This is a genomic window from Gimesia chilikensis, assembly GCF_008329715.1.
In the GTDB taxonomy this organism is placed as follows: Bacteria; Planctomycetota; Planctomycetia; order Planctomycetales; family Planctomycetaceae; genus Gimesia; species Gimesia chilikensis.
Map to the genome: position 1 here is coordinate 197,304 of NZ_VTSR01000018.1, position 25,518 is coordinate 222,821.

24 protein-coding genes are annotated in these 25,518 nt (G+C 52.3%); 11 read left to right on the plus strand and 13 right to left on the minus strand.

Annotated features, from left to right (window positions below; all coding sequences use genetic code 11):
* Positions 1-51 precede the first annotated feature (51 nt).
* Both FYZ48_RS21990 and FYZ48_RS21995 read left to right on the plus strand, forming a co-directional pair.
* The gene (locus tag FYZ48_RS21990) at positions 52-1,332 is read left to right on the plus strand and encodes a glucose-1-phosphate adenylyltransferase (RefSeq protein ID WP_149344357.1); all 1,281 of its coding nucleotides are present in this window, start codon (positions 52-54) and stop codon (positions 1,330-1,332) included.
* A 242-nt stretch (positions 1,333-1,574) separates the two neighbouring features.
* The gene (locus tag FYZ48_RS21995; RefSeq protein ID WP_149344358.1) at positions 1,575-2,882 is read left to right on the plus strand and encodes a hypothetical protein; all 1,308 of its coding nucleotides are present in this window, start codon (positions 1,575-1,577) and stop codon (positions 2,880-2,882) included.
* A gap of 40 nt (positions 2,883-2,922) precedes the next feature.
* On the opposite strand, the gene FYZ48_RS22000 is transcribed toward FYZ48_RS21995, so the two are convergent.
* On the minus strand, positions 2,923-3,459 hold the full coding sequence (locus FYZ48_RS22000) for a hypothetical protein (protein WP_149344359.1): 537 nt from the start codon (positions 3,457-3,459) through the stop codon (positions 2,923-2,925).
* 194 nt (positions 3,460-3,653) lie between these two features.
* On the opposite strand from FYZ48_RS22000, the gene FYZ48_RS22005 reads away from it, so the two are divergent.
* Together FYZ48_RS22005 and FYZ48_RS22010 are read left to right on the plus strand one after the other, a co-directional pair.
* Entirely contained in the window at positions 3,654-4,331 is a 678-nt protein-coding gene (locus FYZ48_RS22005; RefSeq protein WP_149344360.1) for a hypothetical protein, read from the plus strand.
* Positions 4,332-4,359: 28 nt separating this feature from the next.
* Positions 4,360-5,004 (plus strand): pentapeptide repeat-containing protein, encoded by a 645-nt coding sequence (locus FYZ48_RS22010; protein ID WP_149344361.1) that lies wholly within the window; start codon positions 4,360-4,362, stop codon positions 5,002-5,004.
* Between the two features lie 22 nt (positions 5,005-5,026).
* On the opposite strand, the gene FYZ48_RS22015 is transcribed toward FYZ48_RS22010, so the two are convergent.
* A complete protein-coding gene (locus FYZ48_RS22015) occupies positions 5,027-5,830 on the minus strand; it encodes a GNAT family N-acetyltransferase (protein WP_187782154.1) in 804 nt (267 codons plus the stop codon).
* 134 nt (positions 5,831-5,964) lie between these two features.
* Positions 5,965-7,008, minus strand: a complete 1,044-nt coding sequence (locus FYZ48_RS22020) for a PDZ domain-containing protein (protein WP_149344363.1) — start codon at positions 7,006-7,008, stop codon at positions 5,965-5,967.
* Positions 7,009-7,324: 316 nt separating this feature from the next.
* Here FYZ48_RS22020 and FYZ48_RS22025 point away from each other — a divergent pair, with 316 nt between their 5' ends.
* Entirely contained in the window at positions 7,325-8,332 is a 1,008-nt protein-coding gene (locus tag FYZ48_RS22025; protein WP_242022738.1) for a 6-bladed beta-propeller, read from the plus strand.
* 38 nt (positions 8,333-8,370) lie between these two features.
* Entirely contained in the window at positions 8,371-9,027 is a 657-nt protein-coding gene (locus FYZ48_RS22030; RefSeq protein WP_149344364.1) for a hypothetical protein, read from the plus strand.
* Between the two features lie 30 nt (positions 9,028-9,057).
* On the opposite strand, the gene FYZ48_RS22035 is transcribed toward FYZ48_RS22030, so the two are convergent.
* On the minus strand, positions 9,058-9,837 hold the full coding sequence (locus FYZ48_RS22035) for a BPL-N domain-containing protein (protein WP_149344365.1): 780 nt from the start codon (positions 9,835-9,837) through the stop codon (positions 9,058-9,060).
* 29 nt (positions 9,838-9,866) lie between these two features.
* Positions 9,867-11,168 (minus strand): carcinine hydrolase/isopenicillin-N N-acyltransferase family protein, encoded by a 1,302-nt coding sequence (locus FYZ48_RS22040; RefSeq protein ID WP_149344366.1) that lies wholly within the window; start codon positions 11,166-11,168, stop codon positions 9,867-9,869.
* Positions 11,169-11,472: 304 nt separating this feature from the next.
* Between FYZ48_RS22040 and FYZ48_RS22045 the strand changes: the two genes are divergently transcribed.
* The 5 genes from FYZ48_RS22045 to FYZ48_RS22065 all read left to right on the plus strand — a co-directional run bounded on the left by FYZ48_RS22045 (position 11,473) and on the right by FYZ48_RS22065 (position 15,927).
* Positions 11,473-12,315 carry a hypothetical protein gene (locus FYZ48_RS22045; RefSeq protein ID WP_149344367.1) on the plus strand — a complete coding sequence of 281 codons (843 nt, stop codon included), beginning with the start codon at positions 11,473-11,475 and terminating at the stop codon, positions 12,313-12,315.
* A complete protein-coding gene (locus FYZ48_RS22050; RefSeq protein ID WP_149344368.1) occupies positions 12,315-13,157 on the plus strand; it encodes a hypothetical protein in 843 nt (280 codons plus the stop codon). Before FYZ48_RS22045 ends, FYZ48_RS22050 begins: the two co-directional genes overlap by 1 nt.
* Positions 13,154-13,648 carry a hypothetical protein gene (locus FYZ48_RS22055; RefSeq protein WP_149344369.1) on the plus strand — a complete coding sequence of 165 codons (495 nt, stop codon included), beginning with the start codon at positions 13,154-13,156 and terminating at the stop codon, positions 13,646-13,648. The genes FYZ48_RS22050 and FYZ48_RS22055 overlap by 4 nt, the downstream gene beginning before the upstream one ends.
* 539 nt (positions 13,649-14,187) lie before the next feature.
* Positions 14,188-14,994 (plus strand): tetratricopeptide repeat protein, encoded by an 807-nt coding sequence (locus FYZ48_RS22060; RefSeq protein ID WP_149344370.1) that lies wholly within the window; start codon positions 14,188-14,190, stop codon positions 14,992-14,994.
* 189 nt (positions 14,995-15,183) lie between these two features.
* On the plus strand, positions 15,184-15,927 hold the full coding sequence (locus tag FYZ48_RS22065; protein WP_149344371.1) for an SDR family oxidoreductase: 744 nt from the start codon (positions 15,184-15,186) through the stop codon (positions 15,925-15,927).
* Positions 15,928-15,944: 17 nt separating this feature from the next.
* On the opposite strand, the gene FYZ48_RS22070 is transcribed toward FYZ48_RS22065, so the two are convergent.
* The 8 genes from FYZ48_RS22070 to asnB form a co-directional block, all read right to left on the minus strand.
* Positions 15,945-17,420 carry a sulfatase family protein gene (locus tag FYZ48_RS22070; RefSeq protein ID WP_187782155.1) on the minus strand — a complete coding sequence of 492 codons (1,476 nt, stop codon included), beginning with the start codon at positions 17,418-17,420 and terminating at the stop codon, positions 15,945-15,947.
* Positions 17,421-17,477: 57 nt separating this feature from the next.
* Positions 17,478-18,101 (minus strand): adenylate kinase family protein, encoded by a 624-nt coding sequence (locus tag FYZ48_RS22075; RefSeq protein WP_149344372.1) that lies wholly within the window; start codon positions 18,099-18,101, stop codon positions 17,478-17,480.
* Positions 18,102-18,309: 208 nt separating this feature from the next.
* Positions 18,310-18,915 (minus strand): 30S ribosomal protein S4, encoded by a 606-nt coding sequence (gene rpsD / locus FYZ48_RS22080; protein WP_149344374.1) that lies wholly within the window; start codon positions 18,913-18,915, stop codon positions 18,310-18,312.
* A 298-nt stretch (positions 18,916-19,213) separates the two neighbouring features.
* Entirely contained in the window at positions 19,214-20,263 is a 1,050-nt protein-coding gene (locus FYZ48_RS22085) for a polysaccharide deacetylase family protein (RefSeq protein WP_187782156.1), read from the minus strand.
* A gap of 43 nt (positions 20,264-20,306) precedes the next feature.
* Positions 20,307-21,302 (minus strand): NAD(+) synthase, encoded by a 996-nt coding sequence (nadE, locus tag FYZ48_RS22090; RefSeq protein ID WP_149344379.1) that lies wholly within the window; start codon positions 21,300-21,302, stop codon positions 20,307-20,309.
* 91 nt (positions 21,303-21,393) lie between these two features.
* A complete protein-coding gene (locus tag FYZ48_RS22095; protein ID WP_149344381.1) occupies positions 21,394-22,950 on the minus strand; it encodes a class I adenylate-forming enzyme family protein in 1,557 nt (518 codons plus the stop codon).
* Between the two features lie 18 nt (positions 22,951-22,968).
* Positions 22,969-23,226: an acyl carrier protein gene (locus FYZ48_RS22100; protein ID WP_149344383.1), complete on the minus strand. Its 258-nt coding sequence runs from the start codon at positions 23,224-23,226 to the stop codon at positions 22,969-22,971.
* Positions 23,227-23,275: 49 nt separating this feature from the next.
* Positions 23,276-25,249: an asparagine synthase (glutamine-hydrolyzing) gene (gene asnB / locus FYZ48_RS22105; protein ID WP_149344385.1), complete on the minus strand. Its 1,974-nt coding sequence runs from the start codon at positions 25,247-25,249 to the stop codon at positions 23,276-23,278.
* Positions 25,250-25,518 lie beyond the last annotated feature (269 nt).

Below are 25,518 nucleotides of genomic sequence, written 5' to 3' on the forward strand. Positions count from 1 at the left end.
AGAGTGTCATTCGTCTAGAGTGTGCGCAACGCACTAGAATCAGGTTAATCCATGAAAAATGTTGTCAGCCTCATCCTGGGAGGGGGCAAAGGAACTCGTCTGTTTCCACTTACACAGCTCCGTTCCAAACCCGCTGTTCCCCTGGCCGGCAAGTATCGCTTGATCGATATTCCGATCTCAAACTGTATCAATAGTGAACTGAATCGTATCTATCTGCTCACGCAGTTTAACTCGGTCAGTCTGCACCGTCACATCCGACAGACATATAAATTTGATTCCTTCGGCGGCGGTTTTGTCGAAATTCTGGCAGCCCAGCAGACGATGGAAGGAACCGACTGGTACCAGGGAACAGCAGATGCAGTCCGTAAGAACATCCGCTGTATTGAACAGTCCGACATCGATTACGTGCTGATTCTCTCCGGCGATCAGTTGTATCGCATGGACTATTCGGAAATGTTGACCAATCATATCGAGTCTAAGGCCGACGTTTCGATCGCGACGGTGCCACTCTCCAGCGAACAGGCCTCGGCGTTTGGGATCATGCGGGTTGATGACACAGGCCGCGTGAAAGGCTTCCTGGAAAAACCGCAGACCGAAGAAGACCTGTCCATGGTGCGGACGCCTCCCGAGTGGATCGATCAGCAGGGCATTGAAAGCCGTGGCCGGGACTGCCTGGCCAGCATGGGCATTTATCTGTTCAATCGCGATCTGCTCGTTGATCTGTTGAAGGCGACCGACTACGAAGATTTCGGTAAGGAAATCTTTCCGATGTCCATCCGGACTCACAAAGTGCACGCGCACCTGTTCGATGGTTACTGGGAAGATATCGGAACGATCCGTTCTTTCTACGAAGCAAACCTGGCTCTGGCCCATCCACAGCCCCCCTTTGACTTCGTGGTGGAGAAGGCGCCGATCTACTCGCGTCCCCGCTTCCTGCCTCCGACGCGCTGCGAAGGAACACAGATCACCCGCAGCCTGATCGCCGATGGTTGTGAGATTGATGAAGGCTCTGTGATTGAAAACAGCGTGATTGGCCTGCGGTGCCGGATTGGTAAAAACGTGACCATTCGCAACTCGGTCATCATGGGGGCCGACTTCTACCAGGACCAGTGCAAGGAGCTGGATCAGGACGACCGTCCGCCGATCGGCATTGGCGATGGTGCCTTTATTGACGGCGCGATTGTCGACAAGAATTGCCGCGTTGGTAAAGGCGCCCGCATTGAACTCAACGGTCATACCGAGACCGACTTTGACCAGAGCGATGTGATGATTCGCGACGGCATTATTGTCGTACCGAAGGGCACAGTTTTAGAGGAGGGGTGGAAGCTGTAAAGCCACCACTGTGAAAACAGAAAATCAAAAAGCAGTCCTCAGGGGCTGCTTTTTTTACGCCTGGGTTGATTTTGTGTTCATGCGATCATATGGTGGGCGAGTGTGGATTTAAGGTTAAATTTCACTCGCTTTGGGCTATCTGTTGAATCGAGGTCGATCAGATGAGAGTGCTTTGTGTTTTTGTGGTTTTGTTTCTGCTATCGTCTCAGGTTCAAGCACAACCACCTGTTAAACAGTATGAGATGGGTTTTGAGACAGTTGAAGTCTTTGAATATATCAAGTCGCTTCGTGAAACGAATCAGCCGATTCCAATTTTTCCGTCACGCACCAGTAATGCTTTGATTGTGAAGACCGTTGCGGACAAAACACGAGCCTCGATGGCAGGGCTTCAGGAAAATGATCTGATTCACATTGTCAACGGGAGCCACCTGCGTGCTCCCCGTGCGGGAGATAAGAAACTCAGTCGGATCACCAGTCAGGATGAGTTGAAACTGGGAGTGATCCGACGGGAGGAAAATCGCTGGAATCGAATCTCCATTGTGCTACCTGCGATCTCAGATGAGATGGCACTCAGACTGAAATTGCGAAAAACTCCAGGTCTCGATTCCGAGCTGTTGCCTGTGGTCAAAGTCAGGCATCGGGAATCTCCGGCTACGATATTTGCTCCGGATAATTTCCAGCTCTACTTTACGGAAACGAATTCACGCCCCGCTCAACTCCATCTGAGAATGGCTCAATTACTTCCAGGTAAGACAGTCGGCGGAACATTCATCATCGCGACCGAACAAGGTGAAACTGCTTTCGAGACCGAGGGTAGCTTTGACAGAGATCACAAACCGAGTATTTTTCGACGATCGAAAAGTCCGGAGTGGGAGCCGATTCAGGTAGAACTGCAACTGTTGTTGTCTGAAGAGGGTCAGCGGAAAATCAAAGAGGAATTCCGGGTTGCAGAAGAAGCGTATGAGCGCGAATTCAAAGAGTTTAAATTCGATGAAAAGCGGACCGACAAAGCATACCAGGAACGGAATAAAGAGCGATTAAAACAGATTGCCGCGATGGAACGGATCAATGCCGAGCTGATGCGAGTCGAACAAAACCATCAGCGTCTCCTGCGTCGTCAGGAACAGTTGGCAAATCCAGCGAATATCTCAGGCCGAAATTCGAGGCAACTGACAGATCAATCGCGAAAGGCGATTCGAGCTCTTTACATGGGGCTCACGCCAGAGCAGCAGGAGATCGTCAGAAAATCGGTTGTATCTCACAGAACTCCTGCATTTCTCAATGAAGCCGGCCTGTTGCAACTGGAAGAAACCGGATTCGCTGAGTGGGAAATCAAATTGAAAAGAGCCAGTCAAGGCTGGAAATGGTATGACGCGCCTGTGAATCCGCAGCAGTTGAAACTGCTGCGGGATATCATCTCCTCTGACAGGGTGACTGTCCATCATGAGAGTCATCCTCAGCAAAAATTCATAGTCACTCCTGAACAGAAAGAACAGATGAAAGCAGTGTTGACCGTCTTCGAAGCCGAGGGGGGCAAGGTGGAAGACTAGTCATGCGAGGCTGTTCCATAATGTACTATTCAGATCTAATTCAGGATTTGTGAAACGCTTTTAGCAGATCCGCGTGCCGGACATTGACGGCGTACCAGCAGGATCCCGAATCTGCTGCGGGGAAATCCTGCCAGGCGACAATGAAGTGGAAACTGGTCCGACTCCCTTTTTTCAGGTCAGGCAGTGTCAGCGAGATCCCTTTTTCGTCGTGTCCCAGCGGGCAGAATTCATATTTCTGCTCTTCCGGCAGACGAGCATTGAGGCACTCTTCATCTTCAGTGCCGATCATGAGCTGGGTCTGTGCATTCTCCCAGGACATCGCAAACAGATGCTGGCCCCCTTCATAAGAGCAGGAGTCGTACTTGTGGCCCCGCAGTCGGCACTCGAATATCAGGTCTTCTGCCGGTTCTTGACAGTTAATTTGCAGCAGAATTCCCAGGCAGTTGTCTAGCGACATCCCAGCCGGCAACCGGGGGGAGAGCGGCACCTGATCAAGCTGCACCTGCACCCCTGGTGTGACGCCAAAGACGAAGAAATTGATTTCCCCCAGTGAGGTGTCGATGATGAGATTGTGCATGTCAGGAAGTGAAGGAATGTGGCGTTAGTCTTTTTTTTGAGGAATTCCAGAAATTGATGAAATGTAACCGATTCATTGGAGAGATGATTTTCAACTGGAGGCAGTGATTTTTCTGATTATGATAAACTGTAAGACCTGGTTTGAATGACGGCGGTAATCAGATAGTAGTAAATTCTGTCTGGGAAACAAATCGAATGCATTTTTATGAACAGCACTACAAGCGATATTGTTTGCGAGAATATATTGGAATGTGGCATCCGAATATTCCCAAAGCTGTTATTTACTGGATTTTGATTAAGTTCAATTTAAAGCGACTGAATAGAAATCCGTTTCCCGTCTTTCGCTCTGTTCGAACTAATCAAATTGAGTTGAATCAGGTACCTGAAAAATATCGTGCTGCAATTTCTGAAGAACTGAACCTGTTATTCAGGTATGACTTTGTGGATCCCCTTCTGTCTGGTGTCATCTCTGGTTCCAGTTTAAAAGAACTAAGACAAACGGGAGTCTGTTTGCTTTCACGTCATAAGAATGGAAATTCAGCAGTATCTGTCATTATTGATTATCATGACGGTCGTGTAACACGGCGGCCTAATTTTATTTTTACATTTATTTCAGACCCTCCTGGTGATATCACAACCAGTAACGGTCGATTTATGTGTTATTCAGATCCGGGAGGTGAAAATGAATACTATCCCAAAGTTCCTTTTGAAAAACTGGTGCATATTCACAATCAGAGAATTCTGAGTTCGAACAGAGACTTTTTACCAATCAATGACAATGAAGATCTCGTGCGATTGACAGACGGTAGATTGGTGAAAAGTATCGATGAGTTAATCAGTCGTGGGATTCTGAAGTATAAATATTCTGAATAGTTCCTGCTCCTGTATTTAGAGAACCATCATGAACGTTGACTCTCATCTGGTTCGTCTGGTGCATGACATTCTGTTTCGTGAGTGGGACCCGCTGGGTGTGAATGCAGATGAAGCCGCCTTCAGTGAGTATTCCCGGTACGATGTTGTGCTTCTCCAACTACTCAAGAGAGGGGCGGATGAACGGCGTGTTGCAGAGCATCTGCTGCGAATTCAGGAACAATCGCTGGGGATCAGTCCGCCTGATCCTGAGAGGGACAAGGTGATCGCCTCGCGACTGCTGGCCGCCTATGAGATTGCCCAGCGTCCCATTCGACCGGCCCGCTCCGCAGTAGAGTTACTGGAACGTTATCAGGCGGGAGAACGTGTTTTCAATGGCAGCCGGATTGAGACCGACGAAAGTGGAATATTGGCGGGTTCTATTCTGAATGGTCTGGTGCTCCGCAACGCTTATGTGAAGCTCTCATATCAGCGGGCGTCACTGCGAGGTGCCGATTTCTGGGACTCGGAGCTAAAGGGCTCTGACTTCTCTTATGCTGATTTACGCGGTGCCAGGTTTGTCGGAAGCGTGCTGAGCGACACTTCTTTTCAAGGAGCCCGGCTGGAGGGAGCAGAGTTCAACAATGCCTGTTATCAGCTGCGCATGTTGAAAACAGGTGAGTTCCCAGACAGTTGATGAACCGCGATGATCGGATACTTCAAGCAAATTCAGCGTGGATGTATTCCCCGATTGGCTGGAATCCCAGTCTGGTGTAGGCCCGGATGGCGGGGGTGTTGTCGTTGTTGACGAACAGGGTGAGTCGTTTGCCCCGGGCGAACCAGTGTCTGCAGGTGGCGCTGACGGTCTGTTTGGCGTAGCCTTTTCCCTGGTGGGCGGGATGTGTCATTACGCCGCCTACCTGGGCGTAGTGTCGGGATAGCCCGTGGACATTGGCTTTGGCGATGATCTCACCTGCCTGTTTCAGTAGCCATTCATACTCGGGGACAATGCGCGCCCGTTCGTTTTCTGGCACTTCTCTGTCGGCGGGTTGCTCATCCATGATGTTTCCCAGGCGAATGATGCCGTCAATATCGCCTGACGTCCCCTGGACTTCTGCTCCTGTAGAACAGTCATGGAAATTCTCCTGCTCCAGCAGGTACAGGGTCTGCTCCCGAACTTTGATGGGGGTGATACCATGCTGCTGGAGACGGTCGAGGGTCGGGAGTGCATGCCGCTGGAAGGCGACGACATATTTCACAGGCCGGTTCTGTTTCACGAACTCATCGACAAAGGCATCGATGACAGCGGTGCTCTCAGCGTGCAGTGTGATGTCGTCCCAGAGGCCGAAGTAGACGCCCAGTCCCGTCAGCACATCATTTTCGAAATAGCCCAGGTAAGTGTTGAACTCGAAAGGATTGTCAGAGAATTCAAAGCTGCCGATCACGAACATGTTTTCGAGTTCGTGCTGGTAAGCATAGTCCAGAATGAGCTGTTGATCTGAGGCGGTTAGTTCACGAAGCATGGATTGTCGGTTCCGGAAGTTGAGCTGTCGAAAGTAGTTCGCGACTAATCGTACAAGACAAAAAAACGCCCGACAAGGTTCACACCTCATCGGACGTTTTACGGGTTGCCTGCAGTGTCATGTATTACTTACTCCTAGAAGCTGGCTGCGGGCAGCTGAGTCATCTGAACGGTTGCCTGGAGGGGCTCGCCTTCGATGGATTCCAGCAGTTCCATTTCCAGTACACCACCTGACTGAGCGATGACCTGGCCGAACACTTCGTTGTCGGTGATGACAACACCGTTACACTTGGTGATGACCATACCGGGTTGCAGGCCGATAGCAGCGGCTGGCGAATTGTCTGCGACAGATTCCACGCCAATCCCTTTGCCGGGCAGCATCATTCCTTTCAGACCGAGGAACCAGCGAACGTCTTCCACAACCACTCCGTTGGGAGCGACATAGTCACAAGTTGGATACACGTAGTTGCAGTACTGGTAGTTGCCGGGCACGCAGTTTCGCAGTGGTGTGCAGTAGTTGTACCACCACCAGGAGAAGCGAGGACGATGGTTGTGCCAGTGATGGTTTCCGTGGTGGTGACCATTGTGGTGACCATGATGTTTACCAGCGTGCTTTCCGCCATGCTGTCCATGTCCCTTACCCGGTTTGTTAAGAATCGGTTTGCCGGGGAACGGTTTACTGGGACGAGGACGAGGTTTGATGTTATCGAAAGGTTTCTTGCCAGATGGGCCATTGCCGAATCCGGGATCGATGGGTTTGGGGAATGGCTTGGGCTTCAGTGTGTTCTTGCCATTGAAGGGCTTCTGGTTGGGGCGTGTAAAGCCACTGCCCGGTTTCTTATGATTGAAACCAGAATGCACTTTCTTCATGGGCTGAATCTGTTTCATGTTGGAATGCGGCTTGAAGTGCGTATTTTTCGAATGCACGTTAGAAAACTTGTTGTGGTTGATTTGTTTGTTGGAAAAATTGTGATTGAATTTGGGAGTCGACTTCATGCTCGGCGAGTTGAACTTTTTCTTGAACGAAGATGACTGGAAGTTTCTTTTTGAACCAGAGAAGTTACCGCGGGATTTGCCAAAGTTACCACCTGAGCGTCCTCTACCACCGGCATAAGTTTCTATTGCCATTGTTCCGGTGACCATCGCCACAATAACCAAACTGAGTGTGAAGCGTTTCATTGTCCTGTTCCCCTTATTTCGTATCAGATTCCACGATTGTGTTTGTTTTGTTTAACAGGTCCCATGCCTGTCTGACTTACTCAGCGTGAAGTAGGAAAAACTGTTACAGGAAAAAAGAGAAAAGTTCTAACTTGTTAAATAACAGTTGTTTAGTGGGTTGTCTGGCACGTGGAAATGTGACATATGCAGGTTTTTTGATGAGCAGGTTGCAATCAATTGATGGTCCGCGGATACTGGAATGGTTCGCCTCTGAACAGGGGGAACGTCTTATTTCGACTGACTTATTAATCTGAATATTTAATGGACAGGAATCCGGATGATGAAGAAGTGCTTGCGTTCAATTGCGGTAGCTGTGGTCTGTTGTCTGACAGTGCCGGTGATGGCGGCGGAGAAGTTCGAACCGGTGCGGATGGGCAGCGGTATCATGACTTTTGATACGGTGCCCGGCTGGGGGTTCGACGAACAGGGCCGTTCCGTTCTGGGACCTACCCATGGCGGCGTGGTTGTCGATAAAGAGGGAAATATCTACACGAGTGCCAAAATCGGCGTGTTCGTCTTCTCGCCGGATGGGAAAGTAGTGCGTCGTTTTCTGGGAGATGAGTACTCTAACATTCACGATATCGAAATCCGGGATGAGCCCGAAGGGGAATTCATTTACGGTGCCCGCAACGTGGCCGGGGAAGGGATCAAGTTTCACGCCGAGACGGGAGACATCGTTCTCAAACTGCCGTTCCCGAAAGAGTCCGGACTGAACCTCAAGAAGTTTGCCCCGACTGCGATTACCGTCGCCCCCGATGGAGACATTATTCTTTCAGACGGTTACGCCAGTAATTACATCTTCAAGTTCGACAAGGATGGCAAATACAAATCCCACTTCGGTAAGAAGGGGAACGGCTTGAAGGAATTCAACACTGCACACGGGATGACGCTGGATACGCGATACAATCCACCTCGCCTGTTGATCTGCGACCGGAACCATCAGCCCAAGGGCCGCCTGGTGCATTACGATCTGGACGGGAACTACATCGAAGAAGTAGTCACCGGACTGGGCATGCCGACTTCAGTCGCAATCCAGGGAGATTACGTATCGGTTCCCGACCTGCACGGACGCCTGGTTATTCTGGATAAGACCAACACCATCATCGCAGTACTGGGTAATAACGAAGATCCGAAAACACACCGCAACTTCAACGTCCCCCAGGATCAGTGGCGCGAGGGCATCTTCAGCGGCACTCACGGTTCCTACTGGGACAAAGAGGGCAACCTTTACGTGCAGGACTGGAACGTTTCCGGGCGACTGATGAAGCTGGTGCGGGTGAAGTAACGGGGAAGAGCTGATCCTGCCTCAACAGGAGTCTGTCGATGAATGGGATTCCGGAGGAGTTTCGTATTGCTGGTGATACTAAAGATGTTCCCAGTGATGTGGACGCCTCCGCGGATCCGGACATCCCCCTGCGAAAGCGGTATGTCATCCTCTTGTTACTGCTGGCGGTCCTGTTTGTGGGTGTGCCTGCGGGATTGCTGGCGGCTCTGTTTCTGTTGTCTCCCGAGAAATTTTCACAAGCGCCACGCTACTATGAAGTGAACGACCCGGGAAGTGACTTTAAGCACTATACCGGTTTCGACTGGCCGGGGTCGGCCCGGGTTATCTCTGCGGGTGAAGTGAGGCTCGAATTCCTGGGGGATGGTGAATACTACCTGGTCTTCGATACCGATGCGGAGACCATTTCACAGTGGTTAAAGCAACCTACCCCGTGGGGAGAAACTGAGTGGCGTCAGGGACCGGTGCCAGCTGAGATTCCCCGGTTTTTCAACTTTGGTGTCTCGGGGATGAGTGCTCCCACTCTGGGAACTGACGCCGCGGGCCCGATCGAAGCGTCGCAGATAGAACGCCTGCTGGATACTGCAGAGGTTCGCTACGCCGCACGACAGCGGGCAAAGAACTCCTGGAATAATGGAGAGTTCCTGCTGCTGGACCCTGTGCAGAATCGGGTCTGGTATTCCCGCTGGGATTTATGAAGTCTCACTTTAGCTGAGCGGGGGAATCGTTCAGTCCACCTGGGAGGCCCAGTAGACTCCAGAGGCGACCAGTGATTTCGGACCATCCTGGGCTTCCGGGTGAGGACTGTAACAGATCACACGGCCGGCACCGAATTTGGAACGGATGATGGCATGAGTGCCTACCATCGCTCCGGCGGGAGCGCCGTTGCGGGCCACTTCTGTTTCGAAACTCGCCAGAACTTCGTACCCCGGCAGGTGCTGCTGGTTGTCGGGGACCAGCAGTGGCCCGTTCTGGTAGCGTACTTTGTAACTTTTCGGACCGCGGGCGAGGACCTGTTGTCCGGCGGGTGTCAGACCGATTTCAACGGTTTCAGCGCCACGGGCCCAGTGCTGACGATCCCAGACGCGGGCGTTGATTACTCCCAGCGACCATTTGTAATGCGATGAGGCGAGGTAAGCCCCGGCGCAGATCCCCACATAACCACCGCCGTTCTGGACAAACTGGCGGACCGCTTTGCGACCTTCTGGTGCCAGTGCTTTCGATTGCTTACTGCCACTGCCGCCGGGCATGATGAGAACGTCGAAGTCTTTGAGTATGCCGTTACGAATCTCGGCAGGACGGACGACCTGATACTTAAAACCATTGGCCGGCGTGAGGAACTGTTTCAGATTACGCGGGCCGTTTGATTCCTTGTCCGGATAGTCAAACACGGCAACACGAACCAGTTTCGTTTCAGCTGTCTGTTCTTCTGCCTGAACTGTGAGTGGCAGGCAGGCCAGACACAGGATGAAGAATTTCGCACAACGGAATATAATAGGAGAACGCATGGAAGCTATCCTTGGTTTCGTCAGGTGTTTCAGGGGATCACGATTGTTTTCTTGACCGGAGCGAACCGGGGAGGCGGAGGAGCAGGCAGGTCGATCGCGGCCTGTTTCATTTCCTGCAGTTCCTGTTGCATCGCCTGCATGGCAAGTGCCGCCATCTTCTGATGGAAGCGGGTGACGGCCCCTTGTGAATAACCGTGTTGTCTGCGACTGTTCTGAAAAACTTGCGTGAGCTTGAGGATTTTATCTTCTGTTTTCCAGAGGTCTTCCCAGATACCGGGGAGGGCCTGTGTGTCGATGCCGTCACCCTCGGCTGATTTACTCCAGGCACGCAGGGAAATCGCGATCTCTCCCAACTCGGCTCCTTTGCGATCTTCCAGCGGGTCCGCGACCTGTTCCATATCGACCCAACAGGGGACGGCCAGGGAAAAACTGGGATTACCCAGAATGGTCCACATGGTTGTCAGGCCGGGGTTTTCTCCGGGTTTGACGCCATGAAAGACGGCGGCAGACACGGTGGTGGATCGGCTGATGGTGTTTGCGGTCTGGATGATTTCGGGCAGCTTGCCTTTGGTACCGTTGACGGTGCCGGGGTGAGGAGTGCCTTGCTGGTTGGACAGGTCGCGCGTCAGGTTGCGGAGCAGGTAGTCTACGGTGATGCCAGCTCCCCGCTGTTGTTCGAGTCGGGAACACGCTTGGGAATAGCGTTCGGCGGAATAAATCTTCCCCAGATGACGCTGCTCGGGAAGGGCCGGCAGTCCCTGGGCGGTGGTGGCGAAGTTAGAACGTACGATGTAGCCGTTGGGGGCTGTCTGGGGATCGTTGTCGTCAAACATCGTGTAGCTGTCGGGACCGGTTTCGAAGAGAGCAGCGCCTCCCCGGGCATCGATGACACCAAAGTTGGCAACAGTGCGACGGCCCGTTTTGTTGGTTTCGTCGAGCAGTCTGCGGAAGTCCTCGACTGTTTCACAGGTTTCCAGGGCATGTTTGATGAAACGTCCATTGCCCATGCCGGATTTTTTACCGGGAGTGCCGAGGTCTTTGCTCAACGAGTTTTCCAGACAGAAGCCGGCTTCGTTGACGCCCATGAATGCTGATTTTCGGCTGCCTGCATTGACCACGGCGATGGCGCGGAGCGGACCCTCTTTGAACAGGACCACTTCATTATGGATGTTTGAGGTGTCCCGGTTTTTCCAGAGCAGTGGTCGGCCGTCAGCGGTCGCTTTGCCACTGATAACAGCGGTCGTGCAGGCGTGGGAGGAAGCAGACCATGGTACCGTAATCAGAACCAGTAGCAGTAGCATCCGCAGCAATGAAGTCACGTTTCGAGCCATGTCGTGTCAGACCTTCTATGAAGAACCAGAAGTCTCTTAAAGATGATTCCGTCCAGAATCTAAATTCTGAGGACATTTTGGGTTCCGGTTTTGAGAACCTCAAGTCAGCAGAGGTGCCTGCACGAAACCTGCATCAAATCTTCATATTGTGCAATGTCATTCCCAACAGGAAAACAAAAAATTTAGATTCGGAGAGGAAAAGGAAAGATATTCTGTCAGGTATGATGCAGATGTCTTATGCTGGAGGCAGGAAAACAGCTGTGTTCGCTGTCGTTACGATGTTGCATCCGCAAAGGGGACTCTGATGCAGGAAATGCGATATACCGAGAAAGAGATTATGCCACTTATCGCAGAGCATCTGGTGGATATGTACGGACTGGATGATGATGAGGCACCTGACCCGATTCAAGATCTTGATCTCAGAATTGATCTGTATTTTAAAGCAGTCAAAGTCTGGGACGACATTGATTTCACCGATTTCAGATTTCGTTTTGAACGAGTCTTTCAGATTAAATGTGCCCCTGAGGTGTGGGAACAACTATTTGGTGTCGGCTCACATTATCGAACTGAGGCCGAATGGGTTGAGCAGGTAGGACAGTATCTGACATTCAGGAAACTGGTCGATTTTATTGCAGAACGTACAACCTATATCTCATTTCAACCTGTGCAAGTGATCGATCGTGAGTGTGGTCCCGCGGGTGCTTTTTACGGGATCACTGAGTTGTCGAACCTGATTGTTCCAGCTGCCTGTCAGATCACACCTTCGACCAGAATCATTGACGCCTTTCGAGGAGAGACTCTGGATCAATTCTGGAGTGAACTTTGCTGGCGTAACAGGCAGATGATTCCCGACATTTCCAGAAAATGGGATTCCCTGTTCCTGTCGGGATGTCTGCTGGCTGTACTGGGATTTCTAATTGGTATCCCGCTTTCAATTGTCACAGCCAACATTCTTTATCTTTTAGCGCCGTGCGTTTCGCTCTATGCGTTCTGGAAGTTGTATTGCCTGTACCATCACCATTCCGATCCCTTACCGCCGGAATTACAGACGTTTCGCGATCTGGCACTCTTGATTGCCGGTCGCAATTGCGACGCGGTGCGTGCAGTTCAGGCAGATTCGCAGTGTGAAGGTGAAGGGGCGTCCTGATGAATCAGCACCGCTATTCCGAAACGCAGATCCTGTGTGGCATGCGGGAGTTGTGGGAACGGCACCAGACGCAGTGGTTTTTTCTGTCCCGTTATACGCCCTTCCGGCCCGATGATCGGATTGATGTGCATCTGCAATCCGGAATACCAAGGTGGGCCGGGGAAGAGATCGATTTTAGTGACTTAGTCGACTTATACAAAAGTCTGCAATCCTGCTTTCGATTTGAATGTACGCGCCAGGGATGGTCCGATTATTTCAGGCTCGATGTCTGCCGGGATGATTTCGAGGCGTGGGAGCGGTTGCATGCCGCCGACTTTACTTATCGTCGGGTCGCACAGTTCATCGCGGCGCGTGCGACGGCGATTTCTTTAGAGCCGGTCAATGTCATCGGGCAGGAGTGCGGACCTGCGGGCGTGTTTTACGGAATCCAGGAACTGGTAGGCGAGGTTAAAAAGTGTCCTCGAGATTTTGGACCGGGTACCCGGATTCGAGATGTGCTGACGGGGAACGCGTTCGCTTTATTCTGGTTGAAAGTGCGCTGGATCACCGCACAACGTGCACCGGATCTGTCACATTTCGATCGCAGGCTGGGGAGACAAGTGCTTTGCTTTATGCTGACCTATGTGTCGTTTCTGGGAGCAATTCTGTTCTCGTTACAGGTCGATCCGTCCTGCTACTTTTTTAGTGCTTTCGCTTTGATTCCTCTGACAGGCCTGGTCGGATGGCTGATGGAGCGACGATCGAATCCTCTTCCACCCGAATTACAGACATTTCGTGATCTGGCGGTGTGGATGGCAGGGCTGGACGACAAGCAATTGCTGGTAGAAGGAGTGAGAAAATGAATCAGTCTGCTGTCTGTCGTATCCTGCTGTTGATGTCTGGACTGGCTGTGATCTCCAGCAGTAGCGGAGAGCGCCTGGCGAGGGCATCCGTAACACAGTCACCAGATCCATATTGGAGACAAACCCTCTTTCGAGGAGATGAACCGCTACATAATATTCCAGAAGTGATCTCCCGCAGGTGTGAAGGGGAACTGATCTGGGTGAAGGTTCGCAATTCGGGAAATACAGTTCTGCGCTATACCTCAGTGGGGCGCAGTGGAATTCAACTGTTTCAGGAAACCGATCTGTCAGGGCGCTGGCAGGCGGCCAATTGGGACTGGTGTGGTATGGGGAAAAAGTCCGTTCTATTAAAACCGGGAGAAACGGTAGAGCTGAAAGTGGATTTCTGGGAACAGGGAATTCGGGAACGAATGCTGGGGCATTTCAGAGATGAGGATTATCTGCATTCAGCGATGATCGTTCTGGCGACTGAGAGTGGGGGATTTGACTAATGTATCATCAATCAGTTCAGTGGAATGCAATCAGGTGCCTCCTGTTGCTGCTGTTTTCATTCAGTCCCATTTCGAACGTTCCAGCAGAGGACAAGCGGGTTCGCTTAACGATTCCGCCTGATCAACTGCCGGATCCAGCCTGGCGGAGGACTCAATTTGAAGAGATGGTGCCTTTGAAAAATCGTCCTGTCATTATTTCCCGCAAGCAGGTTAAAGTTGAGGTCTTCGTCGTTGTGAGGAATACTGGGGAATCGACCTTAATCTATCACTCAGCAGGACCGGAATACATCCAGTCATATCAGGAAGTTTTTCGGCGAGGACTCTGGCGAAAAGCAAACTGGGACTGGTGTGGTTTAGGAAAAAAAGACTTTTCTCTCTTACCTGGAGCATCGGTGACATTAAAAGTCCGATTCGAAGATGATGAGAGAGGCGAACGGATACTGGGGGCATTTCGTGAGGCAGGGACAAATCGAGAGGGACTAATCGTACTGGCAACCAAAGGACTGATCTGGTAATTCCCTTTTAGAAAGACTGGCTGCATGGCAAGTGAAGTAGAAATCGAGGACGTGACCAAAGTTGAAGCGGCTCTGGAAGCGTTGACAGCGGGTAAGCTGCAGCAGGGGGAGCGGCTGCTTCAGGAAGTAGTCGCCAATACGCCGGAGACCTATGAAAATGAAGAGGCAGACGGGGAAGGGGTGGCGATTAAGTTCTGGAGCATGAATGAGTTCATGCATTACGTGAGCTGGATGCAGGACCACGGAATGGAGCGGGCGGTGAAGTGGATCGGGAATGCCTATCCGCGGGCGTATTACTACCTGGGGTTCCTGTGTGTGAAACAGCAGCAGTATACCCAGGCGGTAGAATATCTCGACAAGGGCCGCAGCCTGGAGCCGGAGAATCCGAAGTTTCTGTTCGAGAAGGCCCAGGCGCTGATTCACCTGGGGAATAAAGAGGGGGCTTTGGCACTATATGATCAGGTGGTGGAGACTGGACCGCATGTCAGTCAGGCCGAACTGGCAATGGCACGTCGCGGTCGGGGATTCGTATTGATTGAAATGGGGAAACTGGATGATGCGGAAGCTGCCTTTCATGCTTCGCTGGAACTGGACCCCGAAAGCGAAATCGCACTCAGCGAGTTGAAGTATATCGCGCACCTGCGTCAGGGAGGACCGATGGTGGAAGACTTTGAATCGGTCGAGACGACGGGTCCCGATCTGTCGAGCTGTGCCATCTGTGGAAAGGACTATGAGCAGGGAGTGATGATTACCGTAGAAGGCCGGCCACTGACGATCTGCAAACGCTGTGAACGCAGGCTGACAAAGAAGTGGTGGCAGTTCTGGAAGTGAGGAAGGACAGGGTTCTAACTGTCGATGTCGTCATTTGTGAGATATTTCACGTCCAAGAGAGCAGTCTTCCGATCCTCGAACTCAAGTCTTGTCTCAGCGAAACCGCGGCGTAGAATGCGTGTGACGCTTCTGGACGACTGCTGGTGATGCCAGTGGGAGAAATTTCTGTTTTATAAAAAGGGATCTGAGATGGGCTATGAGATCAGTGGTCAGGTGGGACTGGTAACCGGTGCGAATCGGGGGATTGGGAAATCGATTCTGGAAGCATTACTGAAAGCTGGTGCGTCGAAAGTCTATGCTGCGGTGCGTGATCCGGCTTCGGTTTCCGGGTTGACCGAGGAATATGGGGATAAGGTGGTTCCCCTGGAACTGGATCTGACAAAGCCGGACACGATTAAGACTGCAGCCCAGACTGCCAGTGATGTCTCGCTGGTCGTGAATAATGCGGGGGTGTTGAAAACGGCTTCCGCTCTGTCTGAGGATGCACTGGAATCGCTTGAATTCGAAATGAATGCCAACGTTTACGGTTTGATCCGTGTGGCACAGGCTTTCGCTCCGGTGCTGAAAGCTAACGGGGGCGGCGCGCTCGTGCAGCTGAATTCGGTAGCCTCCATAAAAACATTTCCTGATTTCACGACTTACTGTGCCTCCAAGGCTGCTGCGTATGCGGTCACACAGGGTTTGAAAGATCAGTTGAAGGAGCAGGGGACCCTGGTCGTCAGCGTGCATCCGGGACCGATCGCCACGGATATGGGACATACTGCCGGCTTTGATGAAATCGCCGAGCCTCCGGAGCTGGTGGCCGATGGGGTGGTTGCTGCTTTACAAGCTGGTGAGTTTCATGTCTTTCCTGATTCGCTGGCGAAAGACATGGGGGCTGCTTACGAGGGATTTGCGAAAAACGTGGTTGAACCTGCGATGTCAGAAGGTTAAACCTGACTCTCGAAAATTCAGTCCACCCGGCCGGGCTGGCGGTTGTTTTTGCCTTTGCGTTTTGTGCCGGAGTCGCCGAGGTCTTCGCGGGCCTGTTCTCCCAGGGCGGTGAGGCGTTTGACGACTTCAGGATGCTGATCAGCGACGTTTTTGCTTTCGCTGATGTCGTCTGCCAGGTTGTAGAGGGCCAGGCCGGTTTTCTTCTGAATGTAGGGGCCGGGTGTACCGCCGGAGCCGGGTTTGTCTTTCAGACTGCGGTAAGGATGCGGGAAGTGCAGTTTCCATTTGCCGCTGCGAACCGCATTCAGGTGATCGCCCCAGTAGAAATAGAGCACCTCGTGGGGGGATTTAGCTCCCTGTTCCCCACTCATGAGGGGCCAGATGTTTTTGCCGTCGATGATGCGGTCTTGAGGCACCTTGCCGCCGGAGAGGTAGGCGATGGTGGGCAGAAGATCGATGGTCATCGCCATTTCGTGACAGACAGTGCCAGCCGGAATCTGTCCGGGCCAGGCCATGATACAGGGTTCGCGTTGGCCCCCATCCCAGGCGGTGCCTTTACCTTCCCGCAGGGGGAGTGCCGAGCCGGCGTGGTCGCCATAGGAGAGCCAGGGACCGTTATCGGAGGTGAAGATCACCAGCGTGTTTTCAGCAATGCCGTTTTCTTTGAGTGCCTGACGGATCTGACCGACGGACCAGTCGATTTCCATGATCACGTCGCCATACAGGCCCTGCTCTGATTTGCCCTTGAACTTGTCGCTGACATACAGGGGGACATGCGGCATGGACTGCGGGACGTAGAGAAAGAAGGGCTGGTCATGGTGTTTGTTGATAAACGAGACGGCACGTTCCGTGTACCAGGTCGTGAGTTGAGCCTGTTCTTTGCCGGTGACTTTGGGATTGATGACGGTTTCATTTTCGATCAGTGGCAGATCGGGAAACCGTTTTCCCGCTGTCGGGTGGAACGGCCACATATCGTTTGAGTAGGGGAGCCCGAAGTACTCGTCGAAGCCGTGGCGGGTTGGCAGGAATTGGGGCAGATGTCCCAGGTGCCATTTACCGTAGATCGCGGTGGCGTAGCCCTGTGGCTTGACGACTTCCGCGATTGTGGTTTCTTCTGAGTTGATGCCGATCTTGGACTGTGGTCCCAGTGCACCGCGGATGCCGACGCGATTGGGATAACATCCCGTGAGCAGGGCGACCCGTGAGGCGGAACAGACGGCCTGGGCAGCGTAGAAGTCGGTAAAGCGAACTCCCTCCTGGGCCATCTGGTCGAGATTGGGCGTTTTAATGTTCGGAGAGCCGAAGACGCCGACATCCTGGTAGCCCTGGTCGTCGGTGAAGATGATCACAAAGTTCGGATGCTGGCGGGCCGGCCGCGCCTGTGCTTTTGCGGGCGCCAGGCTCAGTAATGTGATCAGGCAGAGCAGCAGAGCCCAGCCGGTATTTGAGAGTTTCGTTCGCAGTAAAGAAAATCCCCAGTTCAAACCGGCCATGAGCGCGCCTTTCTGTCTAATCTGATCTATTTACTGGCGGGTACGATTCTTTCTGACTCAGGAGGTGTGTTCACCCCGGAAGTGAGCATCCTGCACGGGGACGAGCTGTTCGAGGCAGGCGAGTAAGACGCCGGCAGGAGAACCAATCGCATCGATGTGTGCGACGATTTCTTCTGGATAACAGCTGAGAACCTGTGCTGATTCTTCACGATAGACTTCGAAGCGACGACGGATGACACTTTCGTTGGCATCGTCGGCCCGGTTCTCGCGGATCGCGCGGTGCCGGATGCGGTGGATCATCTCTTCTTCGTCACTACAGGTTAAGTGGAGCACCTTGAGCACATGGATGTGTTGTTCCAAGATTTTCGCCTGTTCCACATTTCGGGGAATGCCGTCCAGAATGAGGATGTCTTTACGAGGCTTGTACATGGAGAGGGTTGCCCGGGCATCGAGTCCCTGTTTCCAGATGCGGATACTGAGTTCATCAGGAACCAGTTCGCCGCGCGAACTGTATTTATAAATTTCCTGACCTTCGGGAGACTCGATATCGATCGAGCGAAAGACGTCTCCACTGGAGAGATGGAAAAAGCCCGGGATCTGACCTAAAATTCTCCCCTGAGTTCCTTTACCAACTCCAGGAGCACCAAACAACAGGACGGCTTTTCGACGGTCCGTTGCCATAGTTATGCCTCTCTCTCTCAAGGCCGTAGAAGGTCGCTGCGATCACGGCGGGTAGTGCATCAAGTTTTAAAAACAATTCTGTTAATTACAATAGCGTGTTCCAACAGAATTCTCACCCCTGACGGGGATTTTATAACGAAGGTAAATAAAAACACTCCGAAAAACCAGAACGATTTTTCGGAGTGTTGATTTGTACGAGAATTGATCTTTAGCGAGAGATCAACGCCACGACCTGACCAACGTCAACCGGCAGGCTGACATCTTCTGAACCAGGAGCTGTGACAACGGTTGCTGCCAGCTCTTTTTTGTCCAGAGACAACCAGGCACATCCGGGGCGACCGGATTCAACCAGTTCGCCGTAGAGTTTCTTCAGGTTGGGACGGTTGCGGACGGTAATGACATCACCTGGTTTGACCCAGATAGAAGGCTTGTTAACCGTCTGGCCATTCAGCTGGAAGTGTGAGTGAACGATACCCTGACGCGCCTGCGGACGAGTCTGAGCAAATCCAGCCCGACAGACAACATTGTCGAGACGACGCTCACAGAGGATCAGCAGAGCTTCCCCGGTGTTGCCTTTGGTCCGTTTGGCTTTGTCGAAGTACCGACGCAGCTGACGTTCACGCAGACCGTAGTAGAATTTGATCTTCTGCTTTTCGATTAATGCGAGACCGTAGTTTGAGGGCTTCCGCCGACGCTGTGACATTCCCGGCGGCATGTTCCGCTGGTCCAGTGCACGTGTTGCACCTGCGTCTTCGAAAACCAAAGCTCCTAAACGGCGGTTAACCCGTCCTTTTGGTCCTGTGTAACGACCCATTCAGTCTTTCTCCCACATTAATCATCAGCTGCCGCTTGGTTCCAGTAACACACGGCAAAGAAATATTATTAGGGTTTGATCGAAATAAACTATTCCTGTATAACAGCTTAGCGGCTGAGTATCAGGTAAATCAAACCAGATAGAGCAGTTGAAATTGTGGGAAACAGCACGTAGTCGCGCGTACCACAACCTGCAAAGCGGTCCGTTGTTATCGCAAATTCTCAGGGAATCGTCAACCAACTGGGGAGACGGATCACAAATTCTGAGAAAATATCAGAAACAGTCCCCCTGAGTCGAATTATTCGGCTGAGGTTACAGGATCGGTGTCTGTGTTAGTGTACACCTTCTTCTGGCTGAAGACCTGGGGAAAAGAGACAGACGACCGGAACAGGGCGGCGGGATTTTCTGATTCAATCGCGATGCGAGGCAGGTCCCAGGGATCATGCTCACCCAGGGACGAGTAACCGCCGTAATAGCTGAATCCCCAGCGATAACCGGATTCCTCCAGGCAGTTACGCGTGAGATGGTCAAACGAGTTTTGGGCACCCACGGGATAACTGAACGCTGAGATCGACTGATTGAGTTCGATTTCGATGCGGTGCTTGCAGTGTTGAACTTCGAATTTCTGAGTTTCTTCCGGATGATTAGCCAGGATGGGATGATTGACGGTATGACCGCCGATATCCATGCCCGCTTCACTCATTTCGCGGATCATGTCCCAGTCCATCCAGACCCGATCTGCGGTTTCTGCGGGGCAGCGACCGGTGCCGGTCGCGTCTGCGAGGGCAGTCATAAAGTCTTCTGTCTGTTCCCCGGACAGCCCCTTGTAGATCTGTAAGAGTAATTTAATCGTCTGGCTTAGCTGAGCAGGTTCCAGAGAGAGTTCCTGCTCATTCCAGGGAGCCAGTTTCAAAGTACTCTGTGACGAACTACGTACCATCCAGGAAATTTCGTCCCACCAGGCGATCTTGCGCTCGTCCAGAAAGCCGGTGGTCAGGAAAAACGTGGCCGGTGAATTGTAGGCGCGGAGCAGGGGAAAGGCCCATTCGTAATTATCGAGGTATCCATCATCGAATGTGATGAGGACGTATCGTCCCCGCGGGCTTTTCCAGATATGGTCCAGATCTTGAATGCGGATCAGATCGAAATTCAGAGTCAGAAATCGCAACTGTTGTTCAAAATCTTCTGCAGATGCACTCCAGAGATCGTGGTCGAACAGTGAGTTCTGCTTGTCTCCGATTCGATGGTAATTCAGAACAACCAGACCATTCCAGACGGGCGTATTCCGCGCGAGCAGATTCATTCCCGTCCAGTCGAGCGCTCTGGCCAGCAGTTCTTTTTTACTCATACCCCATATCCTTTCCATCACAGTTGCCTCTCCAGCAACGGTCTCAGTTAGCGACACGTTCAATCAATTGTGGTGACATGTGCAGGTAACGACCTGCTTTGCGTTTTGATTCGATGTCGCTGTAAACCAGTGCAACCTGTTCGGCGGGCAGTCCGATACCTTCTGCCACTTCGGCTGCGGAATAACCATGGTTTAAGCCATACAGGCAGCAGTCCAGTTTGTCGTAAGAGACGGCAAAGAAAAATTCTTCCTGGGACTGTTCCAGAGAGTAGGTGTCGGTAGTCGGAGGACGCATCTGGATCAGTTCCGGAACATTCAAGTAAGCTGCCAGCTGATAGACCTGCGTCTTGTAAAGGTGCGCGATCGGTTTCAGGTCTGCAGCACCATCACCATTTTTGACGAAGAAGCCCTGGTCGTATTCGAGGCGATTCGGAGTACCCGGCACTGCGTAGTTCAGACGGTCTGCGTGATAGTATTCCATCATTTTTCGACAGCGCTGTTTGAAGTTCGTTGCTGCGACAATGGTCTGATAGGCCGAGAGGGGAAGTCGTTTCTTGATCAGTTCCCCGTCCGGAGTCTGCACGACTACGGAAAAGACACGGTAGCCCCCTTCCCGGAGCAGGTTGGGCAGCACGATTTTGGATTTCCAGTGAGGTTCGTATTCCGGGATGACCTTTTTGATGGCAGCATCACGGCGTTCGTAACAGCCCGCTCCCTGCAGCATGGGGGAGATGTTTTCGACGAGTGACTCGACATGGTAATGATCGGCGAGTAACTGGCCGTAGATCAGGCTTTCGTCTTTTGTGTCGTGTTCGGGCATCATGATCCCCAGCACCCGGTCAGAACCGAAGGCGTGGACACAAAGTGCAGTCACAACGCTGCTGTCGATCCCTCCGGAGAGACCCAGAACGGCGCCTTTTTTACGCATATCTTTGCGGACGGTCTCCTGCATCCAGCGAACGATGCGTTCGGTTTCTGCAGCACAATCGAGATCTAACAAAGCAGGACTGAAAGTACGGGTGGAAGTTGTGGTCGACATTTATGGTTCTCCTGTTGCCCACTGAGAACGATTCAGCAGGCGTTGGTAATAAGTATGTATTGTGTATGAAATCGCTTTGTGGATCGCCGTATCAGGGCAGAGCCAGCTGTTTTTTATCGACTTTGCCGTTGGGTGATTTCGGAAGCTCATCACGGAATTCCACTTTCTGTGGAACCATGAAATCTTCCAGGTGCTTGCGACAGTAGGAAAGGACCTCTTTTTCGGTCAGTTCCTCTCCGGGCATCAGAGTCACGATGGCACGGATCGACTGTCCCAGGACCGGATCGGGATCACCCACGATGGCGGCTTCCGAAATTGCCGGATGGGCAAACAGTACATTTTCCACTTCCTTGGGGCTGACTTTTTCACCGCGACTTTTAATGATGTCGTCTCGTCGGCCTACGAAGTACAGGTAGCCTTCGCGGTCCATGCGGAACAGATCGCCGGTATACAGGAACATTTCTCCCGGCAGTTCTCCCACTTTCAGACGCTCGGCAGTACGTTCGGGGGCTTCCCAGTAACCTTTCATGACATTGGCACCACGCACGACCAGTTCGCCGACATGTTCGGGGGGCAGGCGATGGCCTTCGTCGTCGACGATGAAGACTTCCGTGTCCGGCATGGCGATACCCACCGAACCGGTTCTGGTATCGACCTGATCGAGGGGCAGGTACGAAACCCGCTTGCATTCGGTCAGACCATACATCGAGAAGATCTGCAGGTGAGGCAGCCGTTTGCGGAATGTCAGGATATGCTCTGTGGGCAGCGCGGCACCGGTGTTGGTGATATAACGCAGCTGCGAGAAGTCATACTTGGAGAGATCCATTTTCAGCAGAATGGCAGACATCGTCGGGACCAGCGGAAATCCGGTCACTTTTTCATCAATGATCTTCTGCAGAACTGCATGTGGATAGGTAAACGATTTTTCAAGAACCAGTGTCGCACCGACGCGGAAAACCATCAGTAGCTGATAGAGACCATAGTCGAACGACAGCGGGAGTACGTTGAGGATGATGTCTTCAGGGACATTCATCAGGTAGGTGGTAATGGAGCGGGCGGCTGAAGTCATGTTTAAATGCGTCAGCATGACCCCTTTGGGATTTCCCGTTGAGCCTGAGGTGTAGACCAGGGCCGCCAGATCGATACTGATCGTCTGGATGTGTGGCGGGGTATTCTGGTCCGCGAAATCAGACTGCAGTTGATCCCACTCTTCGAAGCGGGGCATCTGTAGATCGGTCTGCTCCGGATGTCCGGTGGCAGGACCCACGGTCACCACGGTTTTCAGGTGGGGCAGCAGATCGGAATGTTCGAGGATCGAGGTCCGTTTCTTTCCCGGGATGATCAGTACGCTGGACCGACAGTTGTTGAGCACGTAGGTCAGCTTATCGATTTTCGTAGTGGGATTGACCATTACGAACACACCACCCGCCTTGATGGTCGCAAAGATCGCGACGACGGCTTCGAGGGAGTTTTCCAGATGGATGGCCACCCGGTCTCCTCTTTGCAGCCCCCGTTCCAGCAGGGCATGTGCCAGCCGGTTGCTCTGCTGTTCCAGTTCCCGGTAGGTGTACTGCGACTGATTGATGATCAAGGCGACTTTGTCAGGATGATGACTGGCGCTCTGTTCCAGAAATGATTGTAGTAACAACAGCCCGCTCCTTTGAAATTAGGCCAGTTCTTTGATTTTGGATTCGATGAAGTCGATCAGACGATTGATGGAGTCCAGGTTTTCCGGGACAAGTTCATCGTCATCGACTTCAACGTCATACTGGTCTTCGATAAAGGCAACCAGTTCGAGCACGCCGGTGGAATCGATGATGCCAGTTTCCAGGAATGAGTCGTCGTTCTGCAAAGATTCCGGATCTTCCCCGAACAGGAAGTTTTCGGCGACAAAGTTACGGATCTCTGATTGAATGGGATTCATGTTATTACCTCTTAGCTGTACTGAGTGGAGATGTTATTAAGGGATTGTGTTAACTCGTAATGGTGGCGGGAGCTGTTGTGTCTTTTCTGGCCGTGACTGTCTGGCCGTTGATCATCTGTTCGACCAGAATCTGGGTCGAAAGAATTCCGACCAGAGCCATGTTGTCTCGAGTGCCGATGGCGCGTCCCTGTTCCATCTTTTTGACCAGTCGCTGAACTGCGGTGGGCTGGAAGAGTCCATGCGCCTCCAGGCGTTCCGGTGACAGCAGTTCGTTGACATAAGCAAACCGCGCCTGCTGGCTGTTTGAGTCGATGAAGCTGTGTGCGTCCGGGGCACGATAAGGTTGTTTGGGACGTTGGCGAATGCTGTCGGGAATCAGGTCTCTCAAGGCGTATTTCAGCAGGAATTTTTCGTTGAGACCGTTCATCTTGAAGCGTACGGGAACGCGGGAAGCGAACTCGACCACCCGGTAGTCCAGGAACGGGAACCGGCCTTCGACTGAATTGCCCATTGCCATCCGGTCTCCCTGGGAAGACAGAATGTAGCCGGGCATCAGATTGATGGCTTCAAGGTACTGTGCCTGACAGAAAGAGGGCCACTCCGAAAACTGAGCGGGCAGTTGTTGCTGGAACTCAGCCTGTGGATCCTGTGATTGCAGTTCCTGTTTGAGGTCATCGCTGAAGAAGGTTTTGAGTTTGGCTGTCAGGTCCCAGCGCGGGAGATGCGAGAAGAAGGGGCTGTCGAGCTCGTCTTCACGAATCTTGAAGAACGCTTTCAGGTAGTCGGGGGACTGGGCCTGCAGATTTTTCATGTAAGGGTAGAGACGCTTGAGCAGCAGCGGACGGATTTTGGAATCCGGTTGCCGACTCCAGAAGCGACGGATTTTTGTTTCTTTAAACAGGTCGTAGCCGCCGAAGACTTCGTCGGCACCCTCTCCCGTCATGACAACTTTGAACTGACTCTCCCGGACCAGTTTCGACAGAAGAAACATGGGGGCAGGTGCTGTGCGTAAAACCGGTTTTTCAGTGTGCTGAATTACCGTCGGGAAGATGCGGCCGATATCGTCATAAGAGCAGCAGACAGTCTGATGGTCGGTGCCCAGTTCGGTGATCATTTCCTGCTGGAACTGGCTTTCGTCAAAATCTTTGTCATTGAAGTTGACCGAGAAGGTGTTCAGCGGAGCGTTAGTGTAATTGCGAATGATGGCTGCTGTGATTGAAGAGTCGAGTCCGCCGCTCAGGTAGGCGCCGACGGAAACGTCAGCCCGCAGTCGGAGCTGGGTGGCGTTGATCAGCAGCGACCGCAGTTCGTCTGCCCAGTCGTCCAGCGATCGGTTGTCTTCGTTGGGGGAATAGTCGAGATTCCAGTATTGCCAGACTTTAACGTTACCATCTTTCACGATCATGGAATGACCGGGGGGCAGTTCAGAGACACCGGCAAAAAATGTACGGGGAGGCAGAGGAGACCAGAAGGTAAACAGCTGGTTCAATGCTGTGTGATCGACGCGTCGTTCGACATCCGGCAGGGCAAACAGGGCTTTGATTTCTGAGGCAAAGCAGAAGCGACTGGGAGTCTGCGTATAGACCAGCGGGCGGATTCCCATCCGGTCGCGGGACAGAAAGACTTCCTGTTTACGTCGATCATGGATCGCGAAGGCCCACTGTCCATTAAAGTGATGTACGCACTCCGGACCATATTCGGCGTACATCAGCAGGATGACTTCTGTATCGGAGTGGGTCTGGAACTGGTAGCCTTTCTGCTGGAGCTCGGCACGCAGTTCGATGTGGTTGAAAATCTCTCCGTTGAATGTGACGCTGAGCATGCCATCGGGAGTCTGCATAGGCTGCAGGCCACCGGCCAGGTCGACAATGCTGAGTCGACTATGTGCCAGTCCGACTGAATCCGAGACCTGTGTGCCTGAGGCATCAGGACCACGGTGATTCAGAGTCGCAATCATCTTTTTCAGTTCTGCCTGTTCGACGGGGCGTCGATCAGTGCGGATGAAGCCCGCAATTCCACACATAGAAGCATCCAGTTCAAGTAAGAAGAGATGGAAGTTGCCTGTCTGCAAGAGAATACTCTCACAGAGGGAATCTAGGTCGGGGCGATACCAAGTCAAATTTTCCCTGTCTGTTCGCCTGGCTGTTTAGAAAAATAAACAGGGTATTGACTATTTTGATGATTAACTGGTGCAACTCCTGTGATCGGTCCAGCTGTTGCAGGGAACTTCTGGTCACTGATTAGATGGGAGTAGCCAAGCCGTGGTGGGGCGAGTCAAATTGCCTGAAACGG

Bases quoted from the DNA above. Each gene is read 5' to 3' on its own strand.
- nadE (WP_149344379.1), bottom strand. From the start codon at position 21,302: ATGTCGACCACAACTTCCACCCGTACTTTCAGTCCTGCTTTGTTAGAT.
- FYZ48_RS22020 (WP_149344363.1), bottom strand. From the start codon at position 7,008: ATGAAACGCTTCACACTCAGTTTGGTTATTGTGGCGATGGTCACCGGA.
- FYZ48_RS22045 (WP_149344367.1), top strand. From the start codon at position 11,473: ATGCAGGAAATGCGATATACCGAGAAAGAGATTATGCCACTTATCGCA.
- asnB (WP_149344385.1), bottom strand. From the start codon at position 25,249: ATGTGTGGAATTGCGGGCTTCATCCGCACTGATCGACGCCCCGTCGAA.
- FYZ48_RS22100 (WP_149344383.1), bottom strand. From the start codon at position 23,226: ATGAATCCCATTCAATCAGAGATCCGTAACTTTGTCGCCGAAAACTTC.
- FYZ48_RS21995 (WP_149344358.1), top strand. From the start codon at position 1,575: ATGGGTTTTGAGACAGTTGAAGTCTTTGAATATATCAAGTCGCTTCGT.
- FYZ48_RS22060 (WP_149344370.1), top strand. From the start codon at position 14,188: ATGGCAAGTGAAGTAGAAATCGAGGACGTGACCAAAGTTGAAGCGGCT.
- FYZ48_RS22040 (WP_149344366.1), bottom strand. From the start codon at position 11,168: ATGGCTCGAAACGTGACTTCATTGCTGCGGATGCTACTGCTACTGGTT.
- FYZ48_RS22085 (WP_187782156.1), bottom strand. From the start codon at position 20,263: ATGAGTAAAAAAGAACTGCTGGCCAGAGCGCTCGACTGGACGGGAATG.
- FYZ48_RS22000 (WP_149344359.1), bottom strand. From the start codon at position 3,459: ATGCACAATCTCATCATCGACACCTCACTGGGGGAAATCAATTTCTTC.
- FYZ48_RS22070 (WP_187782155.1), bottom strand. From the start codon at position 17,420: ATGGCCGGTTTGAACTGGGGATTTTCTTTACTGCGAACGAAACTCTCA.
- FYZ48_RS22025 (WP_242022738.1), top strand. From the start codon at position 7,325: ATGATGAAGAAGTGCTTGCGTTCAATTGCGGTAGCTGTGGTCTGTTGT.
- FYZ48_RS22035 (WP_149344365.1), bottom strand. From the start codon at position 9,837: ATGCGTTCTCCTATTATATTCCGTTGTGCGAAATTCTTCATCCTGTGT.
- FYZ48_RS22050 (WP_149344368.1), top strand. From the start codon at position 12,315: ATGAATCAGCACCGCTATTCCGAAACGCAGATCCTGTGTGGCATGCGG.
- FYZ48_RS22065 (WP_149344371.1), top strand. From the start codon at position 15,184: ATGGGCTATGAGATCAGTGGTCAGGTGGGACTGGTAACCGGTGCGAAT.
- FYZ48_RS21990 (WP_149344357.1), top strand. From the start codon at position 52: ATGAAAAATGTTGTCAGCCTCATCCTGGGAGGGGGCAAAGGAACTCGT.
- FYZ48_RS22075 (WP_149344372.1), bottom strand. From the start codon at position 18,101: ATGGCAACGGACCGTCGAAAAGCCGTCCTGTTGTTTGGTGCTCCTGGA.
- FYZ48_RS22010 (WP_149344361.1), top strand. From the start codon at position 4,360: ATGAACGTTGACTCTCATCTGGTTCGTCTGGTGCATGACATTCTGTTT.
- FYZ48_RS22030 (WP_149344364.1), top strand. From the start codon at position 8,371: ATGAATGGGATTCCGGAGGAGTTTCGTATTGCTGGTGATACTAAAGAT.
- FYZ48_RS22015 (WP_187782154.1), bottom strand. From the start codon at position 5,830: ATGCTTCGTGAACTAACCGCCTCAGATCAACAGCTCATTCTGGACTAT.
- FYZ48_RS22055 (WP_149344369.1), top strand. From the start codon at position 13,154: ATGAATCAGTCTGCTGTCTGTCGTATCCTGCTGTTGATGTCTGGACTG.
- FYZ48_RS22005 (WP_149344360.1), top strand. From the start codon at position 3,654: ATGCATTTTTATGAACAGCACTACAAGCGATATTGTTTGCGAGAATAT.
- rpsD (WP_149344374.1), bottom strand. From the start codon at position 18,915: ATGGGTCGTTACACAGGACCAAAAGGACGGGTTAACCGCCGTTTAGGA.